The 21,074-nt window shown below is 62.6% G+C and carries 21 protein-coding genes, 4 tRNA genes and 1 riboswitch; of the genes, 16 read left to right on the top strand and 9 right to left on the bottom strand.

Translation table 11 applies throughout. The annotated features are described in order from the left end of the window. Positions 1 to 131: 131 nt before the first annotated feature. The 5 genes from D8M21_RS04795 to D8M21_RS04775 all read right to left on the bottom strand — a co-directional run bounded on the left by D8M21_RS04795 (position 132) and on the right by D8M21_RS04775 (position 5,426). Positions 132 to 2,273, bottom strand: coding sequence for a 3-hydroxyacyl-CoA dehydrogenase NAD-binding domain-containing protein (locus D8M21_RS04795; protein ID WP_082156622.1), 2,142 nt, complete (start codon positions 2,271 to 2,273; stop codon positions 132 to 134). A gap of 95 nt (positions 2,274 to 2,368) precedes the next feature. Then, the gene (locus D8M21_RS04790) at positions 2,369 to 3,685 is read right to left on the bottom strand and encodes an HRDC domain-containing protein (RefSeq protein ID WP_082156621.1); all 1,317 of its coding nucleotides are present in this window, start codon (positions 3,683 to 3,685) and stop codon (positions 2,369 to 2,371) included. Positions 3,686 to 3,834: 149 nt separating this feature from the next. Next, positions 3,835 to 4,419 carry a DUF3000 domain-containing protein gene (locus D8M21_RS04785; RefSeq protein ID WP_048678515.1) on the bottom strand — a complete coding sequence of 195 codons (585 nt, stop codon included), beginning with the start codon at positions 4,417 to 4,419 and terminating at the stop codon, positions 3,835 to 3,837. Positions 4,420 to 4,501: 82 nt separating this feature from the next. Continuing rightward, the gene (gene msrB / locus D8M21_RS04780; RefSeq protein WP_048678513.1) at positions 4,502 to 4,948 is read right to left on the bottom strand and encodes a peptide-methionine (R)-S-oxide reductase MsrB; all 447 of its coding nucleotides are present in this window, start codon (positions 4,946 to 4,948) and stop codon (positions 4,502 to 4,504) included. Continuing rightward, a complete protein-coding gene (locus tag D8M21_RS04775) occupies positions 4,941 to 5,426 on the bottom strand; it encodes a hypothetical protein (RefSeq protein WP_065424202.1) in 486 nt (161 codons plus the stop codon). The genes msrB and D8M21_RS04775 overlap by 8 nt, the downstream gene beginning before the upstream one ends. Positions 5,427 to 5,597: 171 nt before the next feature. Between D8M21_RS04775 and D8M21_RS04770 the strand changes: the two genes are divergently transcribed. Beyond that, a complete protein-coding gene (locus D8M21_RS04770; protein ID WP_126855675.1) occupies positions 5,598 to 6,884 on the top strand; it encodes an alpha/beta hydrolase family protein in 1,287 nt (428 codons plus the stop codon). A 46-nt stretch (positions 6,885 to 6,930) separates the two neighbouring features. Here D8M21_RS04770 and ybaK read toward each other — a convergent pair whose 3' ends face one another. Beyond that, positions 6,931 to 7,431 carry a Cys-tRNA(Pro) deacylase gene (gene ybaK / locus D8M21_RS04765; RefSeq protein WP_048678509.1) on the bottom strand — a complete coding sequence of 167 codons (501 nt, stop codon included), beginning with the start codon at positions 7,429 to 7,431 and terminating at the stop codon, positions 6,931 to 6,933. A 144-nt stretch (positions 7,432 to 7,575) separates the two neighbouring features. Between ybaK and zapE the strand changes: the two genes are divergently transcribed. Beyond that, entirely contained in the window at positions 7,576 to 8,664 is a 1,089-nt protein-coding gene (gene zapE / locus D8M21_RS04760) for a cell division protein ZapE (RefSeq protein ID WP_048678711.1), read from the top strand. Between the two features lie 32 nt (positions 8,665 to 8,696). Then, the gene (locus D8M21_RS04755; protein ID WP_048678507.1) at positions 8,697 to 9,440 is read left to right on the top strand and encodes a sulfite exporter TauE/SafE family protein; all 744 of its coding nucleotides are present in this window, start codon (positions 8,697 to 8,699) and stop codon (positions 9,438 to 9,440) included. Between the two features lie 96 nt (positions 9,441 to 9,536). Here D8M21_RS04755 and D8M21_RS04750 read toward each other — a convergent pair. The 3 genes from D8M21_RS04750 to D8M21_RS04740 all read right to left on the bottom strand — a co-directional run bounded on the left by D8M21_RS04750 (position 9,537) and on the right by D8M21_RS04740 (position 9,835). After that, positions 9,537 to 9,608: transfer RNA gene (locus tag D8M21_RS04750), tRNA-Val, on the bottom strand. Between the two features lie 28 nt (positions 9,609 to 9,636). Next, positions 9,637 to 9,707 (bottom strand) — tRNA-Cys (locus D8M21_RS04745). 55 nt (positions 9,708 to 9,762) lie between these two features. Continuing rightward, a tRNA-Gly gene (locus tag D8M21_RS04740) sits at positions 9,763 to 9,835 on the bottom strand. A gap of 278 nt (positions 9,836 to 10,113) precedes the next feature. Here D8M21_RS04740 and D8M21_RS04735 point away from each other — a divergent pair. The 13 genes from D8M21_RS04735 to hisG all read left to right on the top strand — a co-directional run bounded on the left by D8M21_RS04735 (position 10,114) and on the right by hisG (position 21,046). Continuing rightward, positions 10,114 to 10,185 (top strand) — tRNA-Val (locus D8M21_RS04735). 233 nt (positions 10,186 to 10,418) lie between these two features. Next, positions 10,419 to 11,306 carry a cytochrome P450 gene (locus tag D8M21_RS04730; protein WP_048678505.1) on the top strand — a complete coding sequence of 296 codons (888 nt, stop codon included), beginning with the start codon at positions 10,419 to 10,421 and terminating at the stop codon, positions 11,304 to 11,306. A gap of 22 nt (positions 11,307 to 11,328) precedes the next feature. Continuing rightward, the gene (gene def, locus D8M21_RS04725) at positions 11,329 to 11,943 is read left to right on the top strand and encodes a peptide deformylase (protein WP_048678503.1); all 615 of its coding nucleotides are present in this window, start codon (positions 11,329 to 11,331) and stop codon (positions 11,941 to 11,943) included. Beyond that, positions 11,940 to 12,872 carry a methionyl-tRNA formyltransferase gene (gene fmt, locus D8M21_RS04720; protein WP_048678501.1) on the top strand — a complete coding sequence of 311 codons (933 nt, stop codon included), beginning with the start codon at positions 11,940 to 11,942 and terminating at the stop codon, positions 12,870 to 12,872. The genes def and fmt overlap by 4 nt, the downstream gene beginning before the upstream one ends. Beyond that, positions 12,869 to 14,515 carry an RsmB/NOP family class I SAM-dependent RNA methyltransferase gene (locus tag D8M21_RS04715; protein ID WP_048678500.1) on the top strand — a complete coding sequence of 549 codons (1,647 nt, stop codon included), beginning with the start codon at positions 12,869 to 12,871 and terminating at the stop codon, positions 14,513 to 14,515. The genes fmt and D8M21_RS04715 overlap by 4 nt, the downstream gene beginning before the upstream one ends. Before the next feature lie 108 nt (positions 14,516 to 14,623). Next, on the top strand, positions 14,624 to 15,289 hold the full coding sequence (rpe, locus tag D8M21_RS04710; RefSeq protein WP_048678498.1) for a ribulose-phosphate 3-epimerase: 666 nt from the start codon (positions 14,624 to 14,626) through the stop codon (positions 15,287 to 15,289). A 43-nt stretch (positions 15,290 to 15,332) separates the two neighbouring features. Further along, a riboswitch (FMN riboswitch) is annotated at positions 15,333 to 15,471 on the top strand. Between the two features lie 108 nt (positions 15,472 to 15,579). Next, the gene (gene pnuC / locus D8M21_RS04705; RefSeq protein WP_048678496.1) at positions 15,580 to 16,287 is read left to right on the top strand and encodes a nicotinamide riboside transporter PnuC; all 708 of its coding nucleotides are present in this window, start codon (positions 15,580 to 15,582) and stop codon (positions 16,285 to 16,287) included. After that, positions 16,284 to 17,354, top strand: a complete 1,071-nt coding sequence (gene ribD / locus D8M21_RS04700) for a bifunctional diaminohydroxyphosphoribosylaminopyrimidine deaminase/5-amino-6-(5-phosphoribosylamino)uracil reductase RibD (protein ID WP_053089927.1) — start codon at positions 16,284 to 16,286, stop codon at positions 17,352 to 17,354. The genes pnuC and ribD overlap by 4 nt, the downstream gene beginning before the upstream one ends. A 6-nt stretch (positions 17,355 to 17,360) precedes the next feature. Then, a complete protein-coding gene (gene ribB / locus D8M21_RS04695; RefSeq protein WP_048678494.1) occupies positions 17,361 to 18,653 on the top strand; it encodes a 3,4-dihydroxy-2-butanone-4-phosphate synthase in 1,293 nt (430 codons plus the stop codon). Beyond that, positions 18,650 to 19,387, top strand: a complete 738-nt coding sequence (locus D8M21_RS04690; protein ID WP_065424200.1) for a GTP cyclohydrolase II — start codon at positions 18,650 to 18,652, stop codon at positions 19,385 to 19,387. Before ribB ends, D8M21_RS04690 begins: the two co-directional genes overlap by 4 nt. Beyond that, positions 19,384 to 19,860 carry a 6,7-dimethyl-8-ribityllumazine synthase gene (gene ribH / locus D8M21_RS04685; protein WP_048678492.1) on the top strand — a complete coding sequence of 159 codons (477 nt, stop codon included), beginning with the start codon at positions 19,384 to 19,386 and terminating at the stop codon, positions 19,858 to 19,860. Before D8M21_RS04690 ends, ribH begins: the two co-directional genes overlap by 4 nt. Positions 19,861 to 19,883: 23 nt before the next feature. Further along, positions 19,884 to 20,147 (top strand): phosphoribosyl-ATP diphosphatase, encoded by a 264-nt coding sequence (locus D8M21_RS04680; RefSeq protein WP_048678491.1) that lies wholly within the window; start codon positions 19,884 to 19,886, stop codon positions 20,145 to 20,147. 53 nt (positions 20,148 to 20,200) lie between these two features. Next, on the top strand, positions 20,201 to 21,046 hold the full coding sequence (gene hisG, locus D8M21_RS04675; protein WP_048678489.1) for an ATP phosphoribosyltransferase: 846 nt from the start codon (positions 20,201 to 20,203) through the stop codon (positions 21,044 to 21,046). The last annotated feature ends 28 nt before the right edge of the window (positions 21,047 to 21,074 follow it).

Raw genomic sequence — 21,074 nt, 5'->3', positions numbered from 1 at the left:
CCTGCATCGCGGTATCGATGCCGCATTCTGTGGACCGGCCGGCACGATCCCGCAGCCGATGACCATGACACCGAAGGGCCCACCGTTTACGTGCGCCATGCACGGCATCGGTGGGCCCTTCGACGTTCCCGTTAGTCGATACGCTCGAAGGCGCCGACGCGGTCCAGGTACCGGGTGATTCCTCCGTTGAAGAACGGCCATCCGGTGCCCAGAATCATGGCCAGATCGATGTCTTGGCGGTCCGGGACCACACCTTCATCCAGCATACGAGAGATTTCCGAAGCCAAGGCGTCTTCCACCGAGGTCCGGAGCGTCTCCTGGGTCACCGTATCGTCGTTGGCCGCGCCCACGAGTTCGCGGGCTTCGGTGCTCAGGCCGCCCTTCTGGTCGGACAGTGGCGAGATCGCGTGCTCATTGAGCGTCCGGAATTTCTCGGACACGTGGAATCGATCGCCCTGGTAACGCTCGAGGGATTCCAACAGGTGCACCGCGATGGGGAGCCCCACGAGGTCAATCAAGGTGAAGGTATCCATGGGAAGTCCCAATGGCCGGTATGCCTCGGTAATGCTCTCCGGGGAGGCGCCCCGATCAAGGGCCAGGCCGGCTTCGGAGAGGACGACGCCGAGCACCCGATTGACGATGAATCCGGAAGAATCCCGGGCACCGACGGCGATCTTGCCGAGCCGTTTGGCGAGAGAGAAGGCCGTCGCGATGGCGGCGTCGGTGGTCGAGTCCGTCCGCACAATCTCCACGAGGGGGAGGACGGCGACCGGATTGAAGAAGTGGAAACCGATCACGCGTTCGGGGTGATCGAGGTCTTCGATCATCTCGCTGACCAGGAGCGAGGAGGTGTTGGTCGCGAGGATGCAGTCCGTGCGCACGGACTTCTCGAGGTTCGCGAATACATCCCGTTTGACCTGGGTTTCCTCGAAAACCGCTTCGATCACAAAGTCACAATCGGCGAAATCTGCCGTGTCTGTGGTGCCGCTGACCAATGTCCGAAGGTGTGCGGCCTGTTCTTCGGCCAATCGTCCCTTGGACACGTTCTTCTGAAGTTCGCCGGAAATCGTGTCCAATCCTCGGTCAACGCGAGCCTGGTCGACGTCGCTGATGATCACCGGAACCTGGAGCCGAGTCAGGAACAACAGCGCGAGTTGCGAGGCCATCAACCCCGCGCCGACGACGCCCACCTTGGCAATGTGCGCAGGCTCGACCTCCGGAGGAACCATCGAGGGGTGTTTGGCGCGATGCTGCACGAGTTCCAACATGGAATAAACGGACGAAGAAAATTGGTCGCCGCGGGCGAGCTCGTCGAGGACGGAGATTTGGCGTTCCCGCGACTGCTTACGAGACTCGAGCGGACCGTTGGTAAAGACCTCGAGGGCAACTCGAGCGGCGTCGCTGGCACCGGAGGTCTTCCGCTGCACGATCTCTTCTGTGGCCCGCACCGATTCCTCGAATCGTTCGCGCAACGAGCCTCCCTCGTCGCTATCCGCGGCCCACAAAGGCTCTTCTTGATCCGTCTCGTGTGGGCGGTCGACGACGACCTCGCCCCGAACCACGCCCTCGAACCATGCCAGGGCCTGGTTTCGCGCTTCGTCGTCGGTGACGGGAGCCTCGGTCAGTTCATCGAGGATTCCGATCTCGTGAGCCTGTTGCGAGGTCAGGGACTTGCCGTTGTTGAGTGGGTTGTGGAAGATGACGCGCACGGAATTTTCCGGGCCAATGAGGCGCGGCAAGGCGAAGACACCCGTCCATCCCGGTATCAGACCGAGACGGATTTCGGGAAGACCAATGTTTTTGGTTCCGGGATGACCGATCCGGTAGTCGGCGGCCAGCGCGAGTTCGAGTCCACCGCCGAGCGCGGTGCCATTGACTCGGGCGCACGTGGGAACCGGCAGGGAACGAATAGATTCCACAAAGTCGTGTCCCATCGCCCCGACCGCGGTAATGGGAGTTTCCGGGTCTGCCGCTAGGGTGCTCACCAGGGTGAGGTCGACGCCGGCGGCGAAAGTTGGGGCCGTTCCCTCGATCATGACGCCGTCTACGGAACCATCTTCCGCCAACTGGTGGACCTCGTCTATGGCATTGAGCAATTCTTGCATCGAGCGGGGTCCCAGGGTCTCGGGGCGCTTCTCGGAGTCGTTGTGCAAGGTCAGTACCGCGATCTTGCGTCCCTGAGGCCCGGTGACGACGTCGCGAGAGACGTGCGTGACCACCTCGTCGGGGCAACGGTCTGTCAGCGGCGTGTAATCGGGATGTGACACGGTCATGGGGATCCTCTCGACGGGGTGTTTCAGCACCACGGTACTGTAACGCCCGTCACGAATCTACCCGGTACTCGCGGTATCGAAGAGTCGTTCCGTCGTCAGGCATCCTCGGCGAGGTCGCGGGCCAGGGGGTGGGCGACGAGATCGATCTGCCAATTCCGCGCACCATATCCGCGCAGGGCCTCGATCGCCGTCTCCTCGGAAGGATACGGATGTTCCCAACACAGACGCCGCAGGTGCTCCGGGGTGAGCAGATTTTCGGACGGCATGGAGTATTGCTCCGCCAGCTCGGACATGGTCTCCTTGGCGATTTTGAGAGACTCCGCCGAATCGGGTCGCTTGGATTCCCATGCCTTGATGGGAGGGGGAGACGAGCTAGGAATGCTGTATGGGACGAGGTTTTCCTCGCGAGCCGCTTCCTGAATGGCTCGTACCCACCGCACAGACTCCCTCTTGATGAGCTTGGCGTGGAAACCGGGGATGCGTTGCAATTGTGGGACGGATGAGGGCATGGCCTTCGCGGCCGCGATCAAGGCCGAATCGGGCAGGAGCCGCTTCGGAGCGACATCCTTGTGTCGGGCCAAAAGATCCCGTTCGTTCCACAGGTTTCTGAGGGCGGTGAGCTGGCGAGGCGAGCGAACTTGGCGAATGCCCTTGGTCTTGCGCCAGGGGTCGGATTTGGGCTCGGGATCGGGTGCGTCGCAGATCGCTTCGAATTCCTCGAGGGCCCAGTCGAGCTTGCCTTGTTGCCGCAAGAGTTCGACGACGGCGTCACGCAGGTCCACGAGGAGTTCAACGTCCAGCGCGGCGTAGTTGAGCCACGGCGTCGGGAGCGGACGCTGCGACCAGTCGGCCGCCGAATGTTCTTTGGCCAAGGCATAGCCCAGGAGCTCCTCAGTCATCGCACCGAGACCGACGCGGGGCAGCCCGGCGATGCGTCCGGCCAATTCGGTGTCGAAGAGCCGGGAAGGATGCATCCTGACCATGCGCAGACTCGGAAGGTCTTGTGAGCTGGCGTGAATGATCCACTCGGCACCCGACAAAGCCCTGTTAATCACCGTCAAGTCCTCGAAGGCCTCGGGGTCGATCAGCACGATGGGGGAGTCCCCGCGTTTAATCTGGACGAGAAAGGGCCTCTGACCATAGCGAATACCGGAGGCACGTTCCGTGTCGATCGCGACCGGTCCCGAGTGCTTCGTCAAGAGCTCGGCCGCTTCCTCAAGCTCGGGATAGGTGTCGATGACCGACGGTACGCCACCGGACGGCTCGTTGAGCGGAACGGATGGGGGAATGACCAGATCAGGGCTCAGTCCGAGGTCTTCGGGATCGATGCTCAGTTTCTCGAGCTCGTCGGCGCTGAACCCCTCTCCGTAAGCCTGGTTTTGGCCGCCGATGGGGGTCGATTCCTTGGTCATGACGCTGTCACGGGCCGGGTATCCATCCTTCGTCCTGCCTCGAGGGGGAGTGCCATCCCTCGGCTGTCCTGCCTTGTCATTTGTGCACGTCTAGTCTAGTTCACGGGGAATCCGCGTCGTGGGGCTCAGCATCTCGAGGAAGTCAACGGCTAGATACCGCTCACCGGGAAACGGGCCACATCTTCCGGGAGCGGGGGCAAGCCAGCGTAGGTGCAGACCATGTCGGCCCAGGCTTCGAGATGTCGGCGCATGTCCGGACCGGTAGGGGTCCATGATGCCCTCAGCTCGATCTCATTGCGTTCGCCGCTGTCCTCAAGGACTCCGAAGCCTTGAGAAAAGGCGCGCGTTGCCGTGCCACCAGCCTGCTTGTGGAGAGCGCCTTTGGACTCGAGGGATTCCACGAGCCAGTCCCAGGCGACCGAGGAGAGCAACTGTTCTGCCGCGACATCGGGTTCAATCGCTGCGCGGATGTAGCTGACCACGCGAAATTCCCCGCCCCAGGTCTCCGGTGCTCGAGGATCGAACAGAAGAATGAACCGTCCCAGAGCGAGATCCTGATCTGGGGCATCGGGATCCGCCACCCCGGCCCCCAAACCGACGCCGTATGGCGCCAGATGTTGGGGCGCATCAATCGGTGACAGCGAAAGTTCAGGCTGAAATCGGGCGCGACGCAGTGATTCCAAGGCCTCCTGAAATTGGCTTGGCGTCTGGAAATCATCCTGTGGCGTCGTCACGTTGCCAGGCTACGACTAGCGAGCGGACGCACCCGGCAGGCACGCCGGTTAGGGTCAACAGGCCCCCAAAGTTACGCGCGACTCAGGATCCCGACGGCGTGAACTTCAGGGATACGGAGTTCATGCAGTACCGAAGGTCCGTGGGTGTGCCGAATCCTTCGCCCTGAAACACGTGCCCCAAATGAGAATGGCACGCGGCACACTGCACCTCGATGCGTTCCATGCCCATGGAAGTGTCCTCGATGTATCGGACTCGTTCCTCGGCCAACGGTGCAAAAAATGACGGCCAGCCGCACTGGGCATCAAACTTTGTATCGGCCTCGAAGAGATCGGTCCCGCAGGCGCGGCAGGAATACGTGCCTGGGGAGTCTTCGTCCCAATATTCCCCGGTAAAGGGCCGTTCCGTGCCGGCCTGGCGCAATACCGCAAATTCTTCGGGAGTGAGGATCTGCTGCCATTCCACCTCGCTCCGTTGTGCCGAGCCGCTAGCGTTCAGCGCAGAGTTTTCGAAAGGGTTCTTCTCAGTCATCGACGTGTCCCGTTCCCCAGTACAGGTGCAATACCGGCACCCCTAGGGTCCTTTCCGCTTGGTTGGACCAATGAATGTTCAGCGTGTCCTCGACCGGATGGGGCTCGGTGATGATCAGCACCTGTTGGGCGCCGGTTTCCACCTCTTCGCGCATCGCGGCCACGGGGTCGCCCAACGCAACCCGGCCACGCGCCGTGAAACCGGCATCGCTGAGAACGGCCAAAGAATCCTCCAGGATTGCTCGAGCGTCGGACTCCAGCGTCGCCGGTCCCTTTTCCGCGTGGGACACCACGTGAACTGCTTCCTCAAAGTCCAACAGCGCCAGTTGGTCCAAAAATTCCAGCCACAGATGTTTCGGCAGCGCGGCGGGGACCACGACACGGACATCGTCACCCTCTTCCTGCGGGGCCACGATGTTGATGTTCTCGATCTCCGTTTGGCCGAGAGTCACTTCGGTTACCACTAGCAATGTGCTCATGACTCAAACCCTACTCGCGACGCACCCCAAATGACCTGGTTGTCTACCGATTGACAAGCAAGGATGATGGTAAAAGACACGGTCGAGAAAGGGCGGTACCTGGTGGGCTTATTGGAGTCGGCGATCGGTAGGAGAGGGCGATCCGCCTCCGTGATGAGTCACATCCCTGGCATGACTCCCGAAGTGCGACGTCCCTGGGTTTCCGGTCTCCGTACCGGCGTCGTGGCAGGGGCTTCAATTACCGGCCTCGCGGTGGGCGCGGTGGCGACGATCGCCGGATTCTACGCGCGGACCATCGTGACCCCTCCTAAACAAGGCAATGAGGCTCTGAGAATTCTCGGCGTCGGCTACGAGACCCCCGAACCCAGCGAATCAGATATTCCCACCACGGTGACGTTGCCCGCCAACGACGAAACTCTGGTCAGCGGTCGGTACATGCTTTTTTTCGATGGTGGGCGGGGTTACGCCGTCGTGGGCGACGTCGTGGCTTACTCTCCGAGGCTCGAGACCGTGACACGGCGGGTCGTCGAAGTCCACGAAGGCGACCTTCGCGAGGCCAAGAGGGGACGCTGGTCCGGCGCTATCTACGAAAACCCCGGCGATGCGGGATATGACTACGACGACGTGACCCTTGAGTTGCCTGTCGGGGATGCTCCCGCATGGGTGGTTCCGGCGCCCCAGGACTCGTCCTGCCGGACGTGGGCCGTGATGGTGCATGGCCGTGGGGCTGCGCGCCAAGAGACCCTCCGGTCACTCGACACGGTGCAAGAACTGGGCATGACCAGTATCCATGTCGCATATCGAAACGATCGGGATGCGCCGCCCTCAGAAGACGGCCGATACGGCCTGGGATTCACGGAGTGGGAGGACATCGAGATCGCGATCCGCTACGCCCTTGATCACGGGGCTCACGACGTCGTGCTCTTTGGATGGTCCATGGGCGGCGCCATCGCTTTGCAAGCCACCGATAAATCCCAATACCAGCACCTGATTAAGGCCTTGGTGCTGGACGGTCCCGTGGTGGACTGGTTCGAACTCATCCGGTACCACTCGCGGATGCAGCGTTTGCCGTTGAGGCTGGGCCAGCTGGTCTCCGACCTCCTCGCCGAACCTCGCGCCGCAATGATGACCGGATTAGGTGCGCCCATCCTTCTCTCTGACTTGGACTGGCTCTCCCGCAGCGATGAACTCCTGACCCCAACCCTGATCTTGCACTCGGTGGACGACGAATTCGTGCCCGTCAATACCTCCGTGGACCTGGCGTCCCGAAATAGCCTCGTGGAACTCGTCCCGTTTCATAAGGCCCGGCACACCAAGGAATGGAACGTGGACCCCGAGCGATGGAAGCAGGCCGTGGTCGAGTGGCTGCCGGAACATCTCTTTCACGAGAGCGCCCCCACGGAGTTGCCAGAGGGCGAGTCTCCGTTGGACGTCGCCGAGCGCCAGGCGGACTACTGATCGGTCCGGACGGCCGCAGCCGCCCGGCATCTCGACCCGGCCGGGTTCACTGCGCGGCGATATCTGCGAAGTCTCCACGGGTCGCGGCGACCAGGTCATCCGGAGCCAGCTCCACATCCAGACCTCGTTTCCCGCCCGAGACGAAAACCGTGGGGTGTTCCCGGGCGCTCGCATCCACCACCACACGCACGGGATTCTTCTGGCCCAACGGTGACATGCCTCCGAGCACGTAGCCGCTACGCTTTTCGGCAACGGCCGGGGGAGCCAACGAGGCAGACTTCCAACCCAGCGCGGCCGCGGCCTTTTTGACAGCCAGCGAACCCGACACGGGAACCACCGCCAGGGCGTAGTCGTCGTCGTGAGTGATCATGAGTGTCTTGAAGACTCGATCGGCGGAATGTCCGAGTGCAGCGGCGGCTTCGGCCCCGAAATTCTGGGTGTCCTCGTGTTCAAATGGGTGAAGAGTGTACTCATAGCCCGACTCGATGAGGGCAGTGACGGCGGCCGTAGGTGCCCCGGATGAATGCTTGGATGATTTTTTCGACACGACTCACCTGTCTTTCTTGAGGATGCTCCCACGATAGTCATGACGCGGCGTTGTACGCACGCATCGCGGAGAGACTACACTCGCTGTGGACCGCCGCCCCGCTGCGGTCCCGTATTCGCGCCGTGAAGAGGCCGAATGCGCATGATGAGCGAGACTCAGCCTCGAAGGAGTACGGTGCCCGAAAACCCCACACGTCTGGTCGACCGACGTCCCAACGTTTCCGCGGAGGAGCTCCTCGAAGGGTTCACGCCTTCGGAGCGCTTCGGGGAGGTTTCCTTCGATACCTACATTCCCGACCCGCAGCAACCGTCGCAGTCTCAGGCCGTCGAGGCGCTCAAGAACTTTGCGCAAACGGTTGGCGGATCCTCTCAAGGCGGCTTCCTCTCCAAGCTCTTCGGTAAAGGGGCCAAGAAGGAGGATAAAGCCGGAATCTACCTCGACGGCGGATTCGGCGTCGGAAAGACCCACCTCCTGGCTTCCTTATTCCACGCGGTACCTGGGCCTAAGGCCTTCGGCACATTCGTCGAGTACACCAACTTGGTGGGAGCGCTGTCTTTCCGCAAAACGGTAGAGGCTTTGTCCACCTACAAGCTCGTCTGTATCGATGAGTTCGAACTGGATGACCCGGGCGATACCGTGCTGATGTCCCGCTTGATGCGCGAACTTTCCGATGCCGGGGTCAAGCTCGCGGCGACATCGAATACCCTGCCCGGCTCCCTGGGAGAAGGACGATTTGCCGCGGTGGATTTCAAACGGGAAATTCAGGTGTTGGCCGATCAATTTGAGGTAATCCGCGTGGATGGCGAGGACTACCGCCACCGCGGCTTGCCGGCGGCTCCGCAGCCCGTAGCCGATGGCGATTTCGATCGCGTCGTGGAACAACATTTCGGAGAATCCACGCAGGTTGCCGTGGACGATTTCGACCAGCTCATCGAACATCTCTCCTCGGTTCACCCGAGCCGATACCGCCAGCTTGTGGCGGGGCTGGACGGTATCGCGTGGCGGAACGTCACGACGATTACCTCGCAGGCCGTGGCACTGCGTTTCGTCGTGCTTGCGGATCGCCTTTACGACCGAGACCTTCCGATCATTTCGTCCGGTGCGCCTTTTGACCAGGTCTTCACCGAGGAGATGATGGCGGGCGGATACCAGAAGAAGTACTTCCGCGCGGTCTCTCGTCTGACGGCACTCGCTCGCGAGGGCATGCTCGAGGGCTCGGCGCATCAAAACTAGGCCCCCAACGGGCTTGGCGGAAGGAGCTGCCGTTGTTGTGGTGGATACTTCCGGCGGTCGTGGTGGGCACGATTCTGCAACGGATTTCCGGGACCGGGGTGGGCCTGGTAGTCGCTCCGGTGTTCACCCTCATCCTGGGTGGGGCGAGCGGCATTTTCTTGGCGAATCTCACCACCGCGGTCTCTGGGGCCCTCCTGACCGTCGCGCTGTGGCGTTCCGTCAACTGGAAACAGTGGCGGTTGCTGTGCCTGTCGGCCGTGTTGGGTACGGTCCCCGGTGCCGTCCTCGTTCGGCTGGCTCCCGGCCCCGTTCTTCAGCTCATCGTCGGTAGCGTCGTCGCTCTCGCCCTGGTAGTGACGCTGGCGGGAAAGCAAACCCGTGCGGTACAGGGGTCCGGTGTCGGCGTGGTCTCCGGTGCCGCGGGCGGGCTCTTGAACGTCACGGCCGGAGTCGCCGCACCCGCCATGGTGATCTATTCGCGCGTGACCTCGTGGCGTCAGACGGAATACGCCGCAACGATGCAACCGGTGTTCATGACCCTCGGCCTGATGTCTCTCGTCGCCAAATGGTCGGTCGGCGCGGTGCACGGGGCCGCTCTGCCCGCGCCCTGGTTGTTGCCGGGTGTGGCGCTCTCCGTCGTCGTCGGTTTGGTGATGGGCCGGCCGTTGGTTCGGCGTATCTCCCCGAACATTGCGAGGACACTCGCACTGACGCTCGCGGGGGCCGGAGCCGCCCTGACGATCGGGAAAGGGATACTCGGGCTGATGATGACCTAGCGACGTCAGCCTGACCCAAACGTACGGACCGGTGATTGGGCAGGTGCGGTAGACACACAAAGGCCCCGGTTCCAAAGAACCGGGGCCTTTCCTTTGTGCGCGATACTGGGATCGAACCAGTGACCTCTTCCGTGTCAGGGAAGCGCGCTACCGCTGCGCCAATCGCGCGAGTTACATCAATATATTATGTACTGCGAGGTGAGGACGGGATTCGAACCCGCGTTCACGGCTTTGCAGGCCGCTGCCTAACCACTCGACCACCTCACCATGTTCCTGATCAAGCGACTCAGGGCCTTCGCTTCACGAGGTGAAGCAAGCTGCGAGCGGTTGACGGGACTCGAACCCGCGACATCCACCTTGGCAAGGTGGTGCTCTACCAACTGAGCTACAACCGCATGTCCAGCAGACTCCAGGGTGACACCCTGACGTCCGGCGGGTGAATATTTCCAGCCCGTCGCGCTGACAGATGAATACTCTACACATCTTCTAAGGTCTTACAAAATCCAGCGATCCATACCCAAAAATCCCCGGAATCACGGGGGAGAAGAGGGTTCCTTGGTGCGAAATCGGGCCATGTGGCGTCGAAATAGTGACCGTGTTGTGCATCACGGGCCCTTGGAGGGTGCCGAATTGACTCCCAGGGGTGGCGTCTCTAAGATGTATCGAGTGCTGAGCGCGATTGGCGCAGTGGTAGCGCGCTTCGTTCACACCGAAGAGGTCACTGGTTCGAACCCAGTATCGCGCACAAATGGTTGCCCAGCAGCCAGGTTAAGGTCCCCGCCGGAACATCCGGTCGGGGACCTTTTTCATGAGGTGTGGTGTAGATCGGCACCCGAGGTGCAGTGTCGATCCCGCGGGTGTGGACTGACCGGACGCACACTGGAATGAAGCATTTCGGGGTGGACCGAAGATTGGGTGGGCTCTCACGGCGCGCCGCCCAAGCCCCCGGACACGCCAGTACGAAGGACTGATTCATCGATGACCCAACCGAGGTTGGCAACCGCCACCGAGCACGGGCGCATGTATGCGCGCAAGGTGGACGGTGAGCCCACGGTGCCTTCCATTACGACGGTCATCGGCCAGTTTGCGCAAGATCTGGGCGGTTGGCATGGGTACATGGCAGCGAAGGCCGCACTCGAAGACGACCGCATGCTCCGGGCCGGGCGCTCGACCGGCCTCAAACACGCCGTCATTCGCGACGCCGCCGCAGCAGCCGAACGATACAGAGATCAAGCCGCCGCACGGGGAGATCGGGTGCACAACTATTGCGAAGCCGTCGCTTTGCGAGAGTTGGGCCGAGAAAATCAGGTTGCCGAGACCCGGGATACCCTGCGCGCGCATGGGGAAACTGACTGGGCGGATCGGTTCGATGAATGGTGGGACCTCTACCAACCCGAGCCTCTTGCGGCAGAAGTGACGGTGTGGAACCACACCGTGGGATACGCGGGGACCCTGGATCTCGTGGCTCGAATCGGCGGGCGCGTCTGCATCATCGACTACAAGACCAAAGGCACGGATCGGAAAAACCGCGTCAAGCCGCTGGACGCCAAGGTCATCATGCAGCTCGTGGCCGGGGTCAAGGCGGAGGAGTATCTCGTTGACGCCGAAACGGGGCAGTGGGAACCGTGGGAGTACGGGGATGCACCCGTTCTCCTGGGAGTTGCGCTCGGCGAAACCGAAGTCAAACCCCAACAAGCGAATCCGGCATTGCTCAAGGACAGCTGGTTCAAGTTCTGCGCTCTCCGTAAAGTATGGGAATACCACCGGAGCGTGGATTCGATCGCTGCCGACGGGGCCGTTCAACCACTCATGCCGGTGGTTCCGCCGCCCCCGCGCGTCACCCTGCCCGAACAGAACGCCAGCTGACTCACCAACCTCAAGGACTTCGATGACCGTACTGACCGTGCGCACTCTTGGCGATCCGGTACTTCGTACCGTGTGTGAACCCGTGACGAATTTCGACGACGAAATCGGCCGCCTCGTCGACGACATGATTGAAACCATGTTCGAGGTCGAAGGCGTTGGGCTAGCCGCGCCGCAGATCGGGGTCTCACTGCGACTCTTCACCTACGGCGTCGAGGGGCGCGATGGCGAGGTCGGTCACGTGATCAATCCGGTGCTCGAAGTGGGCGAGGAGCCCCAAGAAGGCGGCGAAGGCTGCCTATCCGTTCCCGGGTTGAGTAGCGACACCCCGCGCCGACACTGGGCGCGCGTCACCGGCGTGGACAAAAATAATCGTCCCGTCGTGGTGGAAGGCGAAGGCCTTTTGGCGCGATGCTTGCAGCATGAAACCGACCACCTGGACGGCAAGCTGTACATCGACCGGCTGGTCGGCGACGACAAGAAACGGATCATGAAAGCCATCCGAGCCGCCGACTATCGGGACGTTGCTGCGGGAGTGGAACGACGCCGGGCGGGCACCGTGTCCAGCGGATTCGCCGCTGGGTCAAGCTTCGGCAAGGGATCAGCTTTTGGTGGTTCGGCATTGGGAGGACGTTCATGACCCGAGTTCTGTACGCGGGGACCCCGGAGACGGCCGTCCCCCCGCTCGGAGCGCTCCTCGCCGCCGGGCTCGACGTCGTCGGGGTTCTGACCAGGAATGATGCCCCCGTGGGACGCAAGCGTGTGATGACACCGTCGCCGGTGGCGCGTCGGGCAGAGGAGCTGGGCCTTCCGGTCATTAAATCCGGTGCGTACGACGACGAAGCGCACCAGGCGGTCACGGACCTCGCCCCGGACATCGCGGCGGTGGTCGCCTATGGTGCGATCCTGCCGAGTCGAGCGTTGGACGCCTTGGAGCACGGATGGATCAACCTGCATTTTTCGGTCCTCCCGGCGTGGCGAGGAGCGGCACCTGTACAACGTGCGCTGATGGCGGGGGAGCGAGAGCTCGGCGCGTCCGTATTTCAGATCGAAAAGGGCATGGACACCGGCCCGGTGTACAAGACCTTGACCGAGACGGCCTCTGACGACGACACTGCAGGGACCATGCTGCACCAGCTGTCCATCAGCGGAGGCGCTCTCCTTGCCGAGGTGATCGGTGACGTCTCACAGGGGCGGATCGTTGCGACGCCGCAGTCCGGCGAACCGACCTACGCCGCGAAACTCACCCTTCAGGATGGACGCATTGATTGGTCGGGTTCCGCCGCCGACGTCGCGGCGCAGGTGCGCGGAGTGACGCCAGAACCCGGGGCCTGGACGGAACTCAACGGCCAGCGGGTCAAGATGCAAGGAATCCGGCAGGTCCACGATGCGGCCGACCCAGCCCCACCAGGCACTGCCCGATTGGAGCATCGCACGATGACGGTCGCCTGCGGCGTCGGGCGAGTGAGCGTTGAGCGTCTCCAGCCGGCGGGTAAGAAGATGATGGCCGCGGCGGACTGGGCCCGTGGAGCCGGGCAACTCGAGCAGAATACGGTGGTCTTTCAATGAGCGAAACTTCAGGACGTGGCCGGTCATCGGCGTCCGGCGGTCGGCGCGCCGGGTCGTCCCCACAGCGGGGAGGCGCAAAGCGTCGAAATGCACAGGGCCGGGAGCGCAATCGCCAGAGCCAGGGAGCGCGAAACTTTTCGTCCTCCGCGCCCAGCCAACGGCGTCGAGTCGCAGACCCGGAACGATTGGTCGCTTTCGAGGTTCTTCAGGCCGTCGAAACCCAGGACTCCTACGCGAATTTGGTTTTGCCGTCGACGATTCGTCGACACGGGTTGGACCGGCGTCAGGCGGCCTTCGCCACGGAGCTGACTTACGGAACGTTGCGCGAGCGGGGAATTTACGACGCCGTCTTGGCCGAATGCCTCGATCGGAAGCTCTCCGCAACGGACCCGAAGATCGTGACCGCGTTGCGGCTGGGGGCCCACCAGATTCTCGGAATGAGGGTTCCGGCCCACGCCGCGTTGAATCAGACCGTTGGTCTGGCGCGCGGCGTCATCGGTGCCGGACCCGCCACGATGGTCAACGCAGTCTTGCGTCGCGTCAGCGAGAAGAGCCGCGACGAGTGGCTGGCGCAACTCACGGAAGGGGTAACCGACGAGGTCAAGCGGCTCTCCCTCGAGACATCGCATCCGGCATGGATCGTCCGTGCCTTCCGCCAAGGACTGGCGGCACACGGTCGTACGACCTCGGAGCTTCGCTCGCTCTTGGACGCGGACAACGAAAGCCCCTCCGTGCACCTGGTCGCATTGCCGGGGCTGGGAGACCTCACCGAAGCCCGTGAGAATGACGCCCGACCTGGCGAACTCACTGAGGACTCGGCCGTATATCGCCACGGCGACCTGAGTAGGCTCGAATCGGTACGATCCGGCACCGTCCGGGCTCAGGACGCCGGGTCTCAACTCGTGGCCCGCACCCTCGCCGCAACACCGATCGAGGGTTCGGACGGTGCCTGGCTCGATCTATGTGCCGGTCCCGGAGGTAAAGCGGTGCTGCTCGGTGCACTCGCCGTCCAAAGGGGTGCGCAGCTTGTGGCGAACGAATCGGCCGAGCACCGTGCAGATCTCGTCCGCAAGGCCCTTGCTCCGCTTCCGCGGGAGTCCTACACGGTGCTGACCTCGGACGGACGTGCCATCGCGGAGACGATCCACACCGCGGACCTCCCGGAAGAGGTATCGCTCGCGGTCGAGGCCTTTGGCGAAACCGGTGAGATTTTCGACAGGGTCATGGTCGACGTTCCGTGTTCGGGTCTCGGGGCATTGCGACGTCGGCCGGAAGCCCGGTGGCGGAAGACGCCGGGCGATATCGCGGAGCTGATGTCGTTACAACTCGATTTGGCCCGCGCGGCCGTCACCGTGACCAGGCCGGGAGGTCTCATCGCGTATGTGACGTGTTCGCCCCATCCCGCCGAAACACAGAACGTGCTGTTGGACCTCCTGAACGGGGAAGACGTCGAACTGCTCGATACTGGCGCGGCCATGCAGGCGGCGGCCCTTCCCGGAGCCCTCGAGGGAGATGCTGCTCCTGGAGCGCCGATGGCGGGGGCTCCAGTTGCCGAGGGGCAAAAGGCGGCCACCACGGCACAGCTTTGGCCGCATGTGCATGGAACGGACGCGATGTTCATGGCCTTGTTGCGCAAAAAGTAGGTCTGCGCACGACCGAAAGCGGCAAGTGCTCTCGGTATGCTGTGACATGCACCCCGTCTCTTGCAAGGCACGAGACGGGAAAACCGCGTCTCGACGTCAGGAGGGCCCGTGAGGCATCTTCACATCAACCCGTCCATTTTGTCCGCCGACTTTTCTCGCCTGGGCGAGGAACTGCGTGCCATCGAGACGGCCGATGCGGCCCACATCGACGTCATGGACAACCACTTTGTGCCGAATCTGACCTGGGGACCCGCCGTCGTGGAGCGACTCCACGCCGTCTCACCCGTGCCCTTCGATGTCCACCTCATGATTGAGGACGCCGATCGGTGGGCACCTCGCTACGCGGAGATCGGGTGTGAGTCCGTAACTTTCCACGCGGAAGCTGCGATAGCACCGATCAAGCTCGCGCGCGAGCTACGAGCTCAGGGCGCCAAGGCCGGGATGGCGTTGCGTCCGGCGACTCCGGTGGAACCGTACCTCGACATGCTCGAGGAGTTGGACCTACTCCTCGTGATGACCGTCGAACCCGGGTTTGGTGGCCAGAAGTTCTTGGATGTGACCTTGCCGAAATTGCGGCGTGCCGCGGAAGCGATCCGCGGTTCTGATGCCCAGGTCGCTTTGCAGGTCGACGGCGGAATCTCGGAAGAGACCATCGGGCGTGCGGCCGAGGCTGGAGCCGATGTGTTCGTGGCCGGATCCGCCGTCTATGGTGCGAAGGACCCTGCGGAGGCCATCTCTTCATTGCGTTCCATTGCATCCCGATCGGTGGGCTAAACCTCTTCATCGGCACTCGATGTGCCATAATCGAATTCACGCAATCGTGCTCCGGGGGTCGGTGAAATTCCGAACCGGCGGTTATAGTCCGCGACCCGGTTCATTCAGTTCCTCTTGAATGGCCCGGCCGAATCGGTGAAATTCCGGTACCGACAGTCACAGTCTGGATAAAGGCGCACGAGCAGAACGCGGCACAGCGCCGTCGGACGCTCGCTCTCAGCGGGCTTCCTCGATGGGCTGGGCCTACCGTTGTGTTCTCCCCGGAGCCTCCGCAGCTCGGAAGGAGAACAGTGAACTTTCTGCGGTGGCTCTTTGACGCTCAGCTGTCGATCGGTGGAGGTTTCATCCTCTGGCGCGAGGTCTTGGGCAATCTTTTCGGCTTGGCATCTGCCCTCGGCGGAATGCGGCGCAAAGTCTGGGCCTGGCCCGTCGGCATTGCCGGAAATCTGCTCTTATTGACTGTGTTTATGGGGGCCGTGTTTGGTTCCCCGCACCCTGTGAACCTCCTCGGCCAAGCGGCCCGGCAGATCATGTTCATCATCGTGTCGATCTACGGCTGGTACCAGTGGAAGACCGCTAAGCAACAAGGCCGGTCGGCCGTTTCGCCGCGGTGGGCCACATGGAAAGAACGACTCGTGCTGGTGGTGGCCTTCATCGGCGGTACCGCAGCGCTCACGCCAGTTTTTCGGGCCCTGGGATCCTACGAACCGGTGTGGTCGGACGCCTGGATTTTCGTGGGAACGCTGCTGGCCACCTGGGGAATGGCCAGGGGATGGGTCGAATTCTGGCTGATCTGGGTCGCGGTCGACGTCGTCGGCGTACCGTTGTTGTTCTCGGCCGGCTACTACGCCTCCGGATTCATGTATTTGTTCTATGGATGCTTCACACTGACCGGATTCTTTATGTGGTGGCGTACCCGGAACCAAGAGCGGCGCGTTGAACTGGAAACTCAATTCCCGGATCCCACGGTGGACGTCACGAGTAAGGACCACGCGTGAACCACTCGGCAGAAGAATCTGGCTTCAGGGCCATGCGAGCGGCGCTCACGGCGGCTCTGCACGGAGTCCGAGGAGCGAACCCCCTGGTGGGGGCGGTGCTGACCAATGAATCCGGGGACATCCTTCACGTGGGGTGGCACCGGGGGAGCGGCACGCCTCACGCCGAGGTAGATGTTCTGGAACAAGCCCGCCGGGCCGGAACCGACCTCAACCGCACGCATCTATACGTGACCCTCGAGCCGTGCAATCATTACGGGCGAACCGGCCCGTGTTCCAAAGCGATAGCAGACGCCGGCATACCGAAGGTCACCTATGCCGAGACGGATGGGACGGGCGCCGCGGGCGGCGCGGAGTTCCTGGCCTCCCATGGGATCGACATGCATGCGGGACTCCTTCGCGAGGAAGCCCACGACATCAACGCCCGATGGTGGGCCTCCCAACAAGAGACACGACCATTCGTGACCGCCAAGGTGGCCGCTTCACTCGACGGCCAGGTGAGCGCGCTGGACGGAACGAGTCAGTGGATCACCGGCCCCGAAGCGAGGGCCCACGGGCATACACTTCGCAGCCGAGCGGATGCGATTCTCGTCGGAACGGGCACGGCGTTGAGCGACAACCCTCAGCTCTCCGCGCGCGACACCGGGGGACACCCATTGGGGCGCCAACCCCTCAGGGCGGTCATGGGCATCCGGACCATACCGGCGGGAGCACACCTCAACCAAGGTCCCGGCCATTTGCACTTGGACACTCGCGACCCCCGGGAGGCCCTTCGGCGTCTTGCCCAAAAGGGGATCGGTCACGTGCTCATCGAAGGAGGGCCCAGCATCATCTCGGCATTCCTCACGGAGGATCTGGTCGATGAAATGTACTGGTATACCGCTCCCACCCTTCTGAGCGAGGGCCGCTCCGCGACGCACGGTCTCAGCGTGCCCACCCTGGCGAAGGCTTATCGGCTCGCGATCGACCCAGCTAGCGGCGAAGCCGACGGAACCCGAGAAGGCATCGGACGCCTCGGAAACGACACCCTGACGCATCTCGCACCTCAACGTCCCCACGAGAGAAAGTAACGCATCATGTTCACCGGAATCATTGAATCCCTCGGAACCGTGGAGCATCTCGATCTCCGCGCCGACTCGGCGGTACTGTCCGTGCGGGCCGGAGACCTGGTGGCTGATCTGGCCGAGGGCGGATCCTTGGCCATCAACGGAGTATGCCTGACCGCCACGCCCCATCACGCCGAACCCGGAATCTTCACCGCCGATGTGATCGGAGAGACCCTCGCCCGCACCTCATTGCGGACCCTGCACCCGGGATCGCGGGTCAACCTGGAACGTTGCCTCCGCGCCGACGGCCGATTCGACGGTCACATCGTACAGGGGCACGTCGACGGCACCGGCACGATCCTCGCGATCGAAGACCTGCCCGACTGGTCGATCGTCCGCATCGGCATGCCTCAAAGCCTCGCCCCGTTCTTGGCGGAAAAAGGCTCTATTGCGGTGGACGGGATTTCCTTGACCGTCACCGCGGTCAGCCCGGCCGGTTCACCGGATCCGTGGTTTGAAGTGGGAATTATCCCGACGACGTTGCGAGCCACCACCCTGGGGGACGCCCACCCCGGAGACCCCGTGAACCTGGAGACCGACGCCGTCGCTAAATACTTGGCGAGGAGCCGAGCCTTCGAAACCCCCGCGCACGAAGCCCTCACGGAGATCCCCGACCATGACGCCGACGTGTCGACGGGGCTCGACACCGTCGAAGACGCCGTCCAAGCAATTCGTGCAGGCGGCTTGGCCGTCGTGGTGGACGACGAGAACCGGGAGAATGAAGGCGACCTCATCGGAGCCGCGGCGCTCGCCGACCCGGCACGACTGGGCTTCATGATCCGGTACTCCTCCGGGGTCGTGTGTGCACCCATGAGTCCCGAGCGCGCCGATGCCCTCGACTTGCCTCCCATGACGGCAGTCAACGAGGACCCTAAATCCACGGCCTACACGGTGACCTGCGATGCCGCCCGTGGGATTACCTCTGGTATCAGCGCTGCTGACCGAGCCAAGACGCTGAACGTTCTCGCCGGCTCGTCCTCCACGGCGTCGGACCTGACGCGCCCCGGCCACATCCTGCCTTTGCGTGCCGTTCCTGGGGGTGTGCGCGCCCGGCAGGGGCACACCGAAGCCGCGGTCGACTTGGCGCGGCTGGCTGGCCTCCCCGACGTCGGATATATCGCCGAGGTAGTTCACGACGACGGTTCGATGATGCGCTTCGATGCTTTGCGTGATTTCGCGACGACGCACGGCCTGCCGATGATTTCGATTGCTGATCTCCAAGCGGAGCTCGAGGCTGATTTGGTGGAGGACCTTGACGCATGAGGATTCCACCAGATTTTGGGGACGTGGGGGAGCAGCGGATTCGTCCCGAGGCGACGTCGGAGGCCGTGATGGTCCCCACGCCCCATGGCATTTTCAGCATCCGGGCGTGGTCTTTCCCTGACGGCCACGAAATTCTGACCGCGACTGCGGCGGACGCCTCGGGCAACATCATCGATTCCGAGAACCCGGAGCCTCTGGTTCGTTTGCATTCGGAGTGCCTCACGGGTGACGTCTTCGGATCGTTTCGTTGCGACTGTGGTCCGCAACTGGCCCAAGGCCTCGAGACCATTGCCAAGGTCGGAGGAACATTGATGTACATCAAGGGCCATGAGGGGCGAGGCATCGGGCTGGTCCACAAGATCAGGGCCTATGCTCTCCAGGACCAAGGGATGGACACCGTGGACGCGAACCTCGCGCTGGGTTTCGAACCCGACCCGCGAGCCTATGCCCAGGCGGCCTATGTCCTCCGAGACCTCGGAATCACGACGTTACGGTTGATGACCAACAATCCCGCCAAAGTCGAGGCACTCGCCGCGCTCGGCATCGAGGTCTCGTCGATTGAACCTGACGAAATCGGTCCACGACCGGAAAATGCACGATATCTTGCGACCAAGAGGGATCGCATGCATCACCGCCTCGAGCTGCTCACGAATGAGGGCCCGGAACAAGCTGACGTCAACCATGACGACAACAATTCACCCAACGTAGCTGACGGAACGAAGGAGACATCATGAGTGGAGAAGGCGCATTCACTGCGGAACTGAAGGATCTGGACGCGGGAGACCTCAGGGTCGCCGTCGTGGCAGCCTCATGGCATGAGCGTGTCATGAACGGACTCCTGGACGGGGCCTCTCGTGCCCTGTCCGAGGCCGGTCTCAGCGAATTGTCGACGATCGTGCGCGTGCCCGGATCATTCGAACTTCCGGTGGCCGCCGCACGGCTGGCTCAGAGCCACGACGCCGTCGTCGCGCTGGGAGTCGTGATTCGTGGAGGAACGCCTCACTTCGAGTATGTCTGTCAGGCGGCGACGCAGGGATTGACCCAGGTCAGCCTCGAGAGCGGTAAGCCGGTCGGTTTCGGCGTGCTGACCTGCGACGACGAAGAGCAAGCCCTCGATCGTGCCGGGCTCGAGGGATCCTCGGAGGACAAAGGCTACGAAGCGACGTCGGCCGCTGTCCACACCGCGGTAACACTGTCTCGACTTTGAGAACGCCGGGGTACCCTAAACAGGTGAAAACATTTGACGAGCTCTTCGCCGAGCTGACCACTAAAGCAGCCGACCGACCCGACGGTTCGAAGACCGTGGCCGAGCTAGATTCCGGTATTCACGGGATCGGGAAAAAGGTCGTGGAAGAGGCCGCCGAGGTGTGGATGGCCGGCGAATACCAGTCGGACGAGGAACTCTCTGAGGAAATTTCCCAGCTGATCTATCACCTTCAGGTGCTGATGATCGCGCGGGGCCTCAAGCCGCAGGACATCTACTCGTACTTGTAGTCGCGGACACGATCGCCCAAGAACCATCACCGATCAGCGCCCGAAGGAAGACCATGTTGCGCATTGCCGTCCCGAATAAGGGATCCCTCTCCCAAGCCGCCCAAGCGATGCTGACCGAAGCGGGGTACCTGCAGCGTCGTGACAGTCGCGAACTCGTGATCGTCGACGAAGAGAACGACGTTGAATTCTTCTACCTTCGTCCCCGCGATATCGCGGTGTACGTTGGCCACGGAACCCTCGACGTCGGCATCACGGGCAGGGACCTCCTTCTCGATTCCGGAGCGAACGCCGAGGAGTCCTTGGGCCTCGATTTCGCTCGTTCGACCTTCCATTTCGCGGGTCCGCGTGACCAGTTCAGCGACATTTCACAGCTCCACGGCAAGCGGATCGCGACCAGCTATTCGAACCTCGTGCAGAATTATCTGGAAGAACAGGGCATCGAAGCTTCGGTGGTTCGGCTCGACGGCGCCATCGAATCGTCCATCCGATTGGGCGTGGCCGACGCCATCGCCGACGTCGTGGAAACCGGAAACACCATGCGCGCGGCCGGACTCGAACCATTCGGAGAACCCCTCATGCGGTCCGAGGCCTTGCTCATCAAGCGCCGTGGCTTGGAAGATCGTGCAGGCCTGGATGTGCTTTCACGTCGCCTGCGTGGTGTGCTGGTTGCCCGCCAATATGTGCTGATGGACTACGACGTAAGCGGAGACGACCTGGACGCAGCAACCGCCGTTACTCCAGGTCTGGAAGCGCCGACCGTGTCCCCGCTCCAACGTGAGGGATGGTTCGCGGTGCGCACCATGGTGCCCAAGAAGTCCACCAACCAGATCATGGACCGTTTGTACGACGCCGGGGCACGGGCCATTCTGGTCTCCCCGATCGCGGCGGCTCGGCTGTAGCCACCCACTCGGTGAGAGGAGACGCATC

Origin of the sequence: Kocuria sp. HSID16901 (genome assembly GCF_003989425.1) — a bacterium.
Lineage (GTDB): Bacteria > Actinomycetota > Actinomycetes > Actinomycetales > Micrococcaceae > Rothia > Rothia massiliensis.
The sequence above is the reverse complement of the archived record's forward strand: the minus strand, read 5'-3'. Positions and strand labels throughout refer to the sequence as shown.

Coding starts and splice junctions, on each gene's coding strand:
- D8M21_RS04795 (WP_082156622.1), bottom strand. CDS start 2,273: ATGACCGTGTCACATCCCGATTACACGCCGCTGACAGACCGTTGCCCC.
- D8M21_RS04790 (WP_082156621.1), bottom strand. CDS start 3,685: ATGACCAAGGAATCGACCCCCATCGGCGGCCAAAACCAGGCTTACGGA.
- msrB (WP_048678513.1), bottom strand. CDS start 4,948: ATGACTGAGAAGAACCCTTTCGAAAACTCTGCGCTGAACGCTAGCGGC.
- D8M21_RS04775 (WP_065424202.1), bottom strand. CDS start 5,426: ATGAGCACATTGCTAGTGGTAACCGAAGTGACTCTCGGCCAAACGGAG.
- D8M21_RS04770 (WP_126855675.1), top strand. CDS start 5,598: ATGACTCCCGAAGTGCGACGTCCCTGGGTTTCCGGTCTCCGTACCGGC.
- zapE (WP_048678711.1), top strand. CDS start 7,576: ATGAGCGAGACTCAGCCTCGAAGGAGTACGGTGCCCGAAAACCCCACA.
- D8M21_RS04730 (WP_048678505.1), top strand. CDS start 10,419: ATGACCCAACCGAGGTTGGCAACCGCCACCGAGCACGGGCGCATGTAT.
- def (WP_048678503.1), top strand. CDS start 11,329: ATGACCGTACTGACCGTGCGCACTCTTGGCGATCCGGTACTTCGTACC.
- fmt (WP_048678501.1), top strand. CDS start 11,940: ATGACCCGAGTTCTGTACGCGGGGACCCCGGAGACGGCCGTCCCCCCG.
- D8M21_RS04715 (WP_048678500.1), top strand. CDS start 12,869: ATGAGCGAAACTTCAGGACGTGGCCGGTCATCGGCGTCCGGCGGTCGG.
- ribB (WP_048678494.1), top strand. CDS start 17,361: ATGTTCACCGGAATCATTGAATCCCTCGGAACCGTGGAGCATCTCGAT.
- D8M21_RS04690 (WP_065424200.1), top strand. CDS start 18,650: ATGAGGATTCCACCAGATTTTGGGGACGTGGGGGAGCAGCGGATTCGT.
- ribH (WP_048678492.1), top strand. CDS start 19,384: ATGAGTGGAGAAGGCGCATTCACTGCGGAACTGAAGGATCTGGACGCG.
- hisG (WP_048678489.1), top strand. CDS start 20,201: ATGTTGCGCATTGCCGTCCCGAATAAGGGATCCCTCTCCCAAGCCGCC.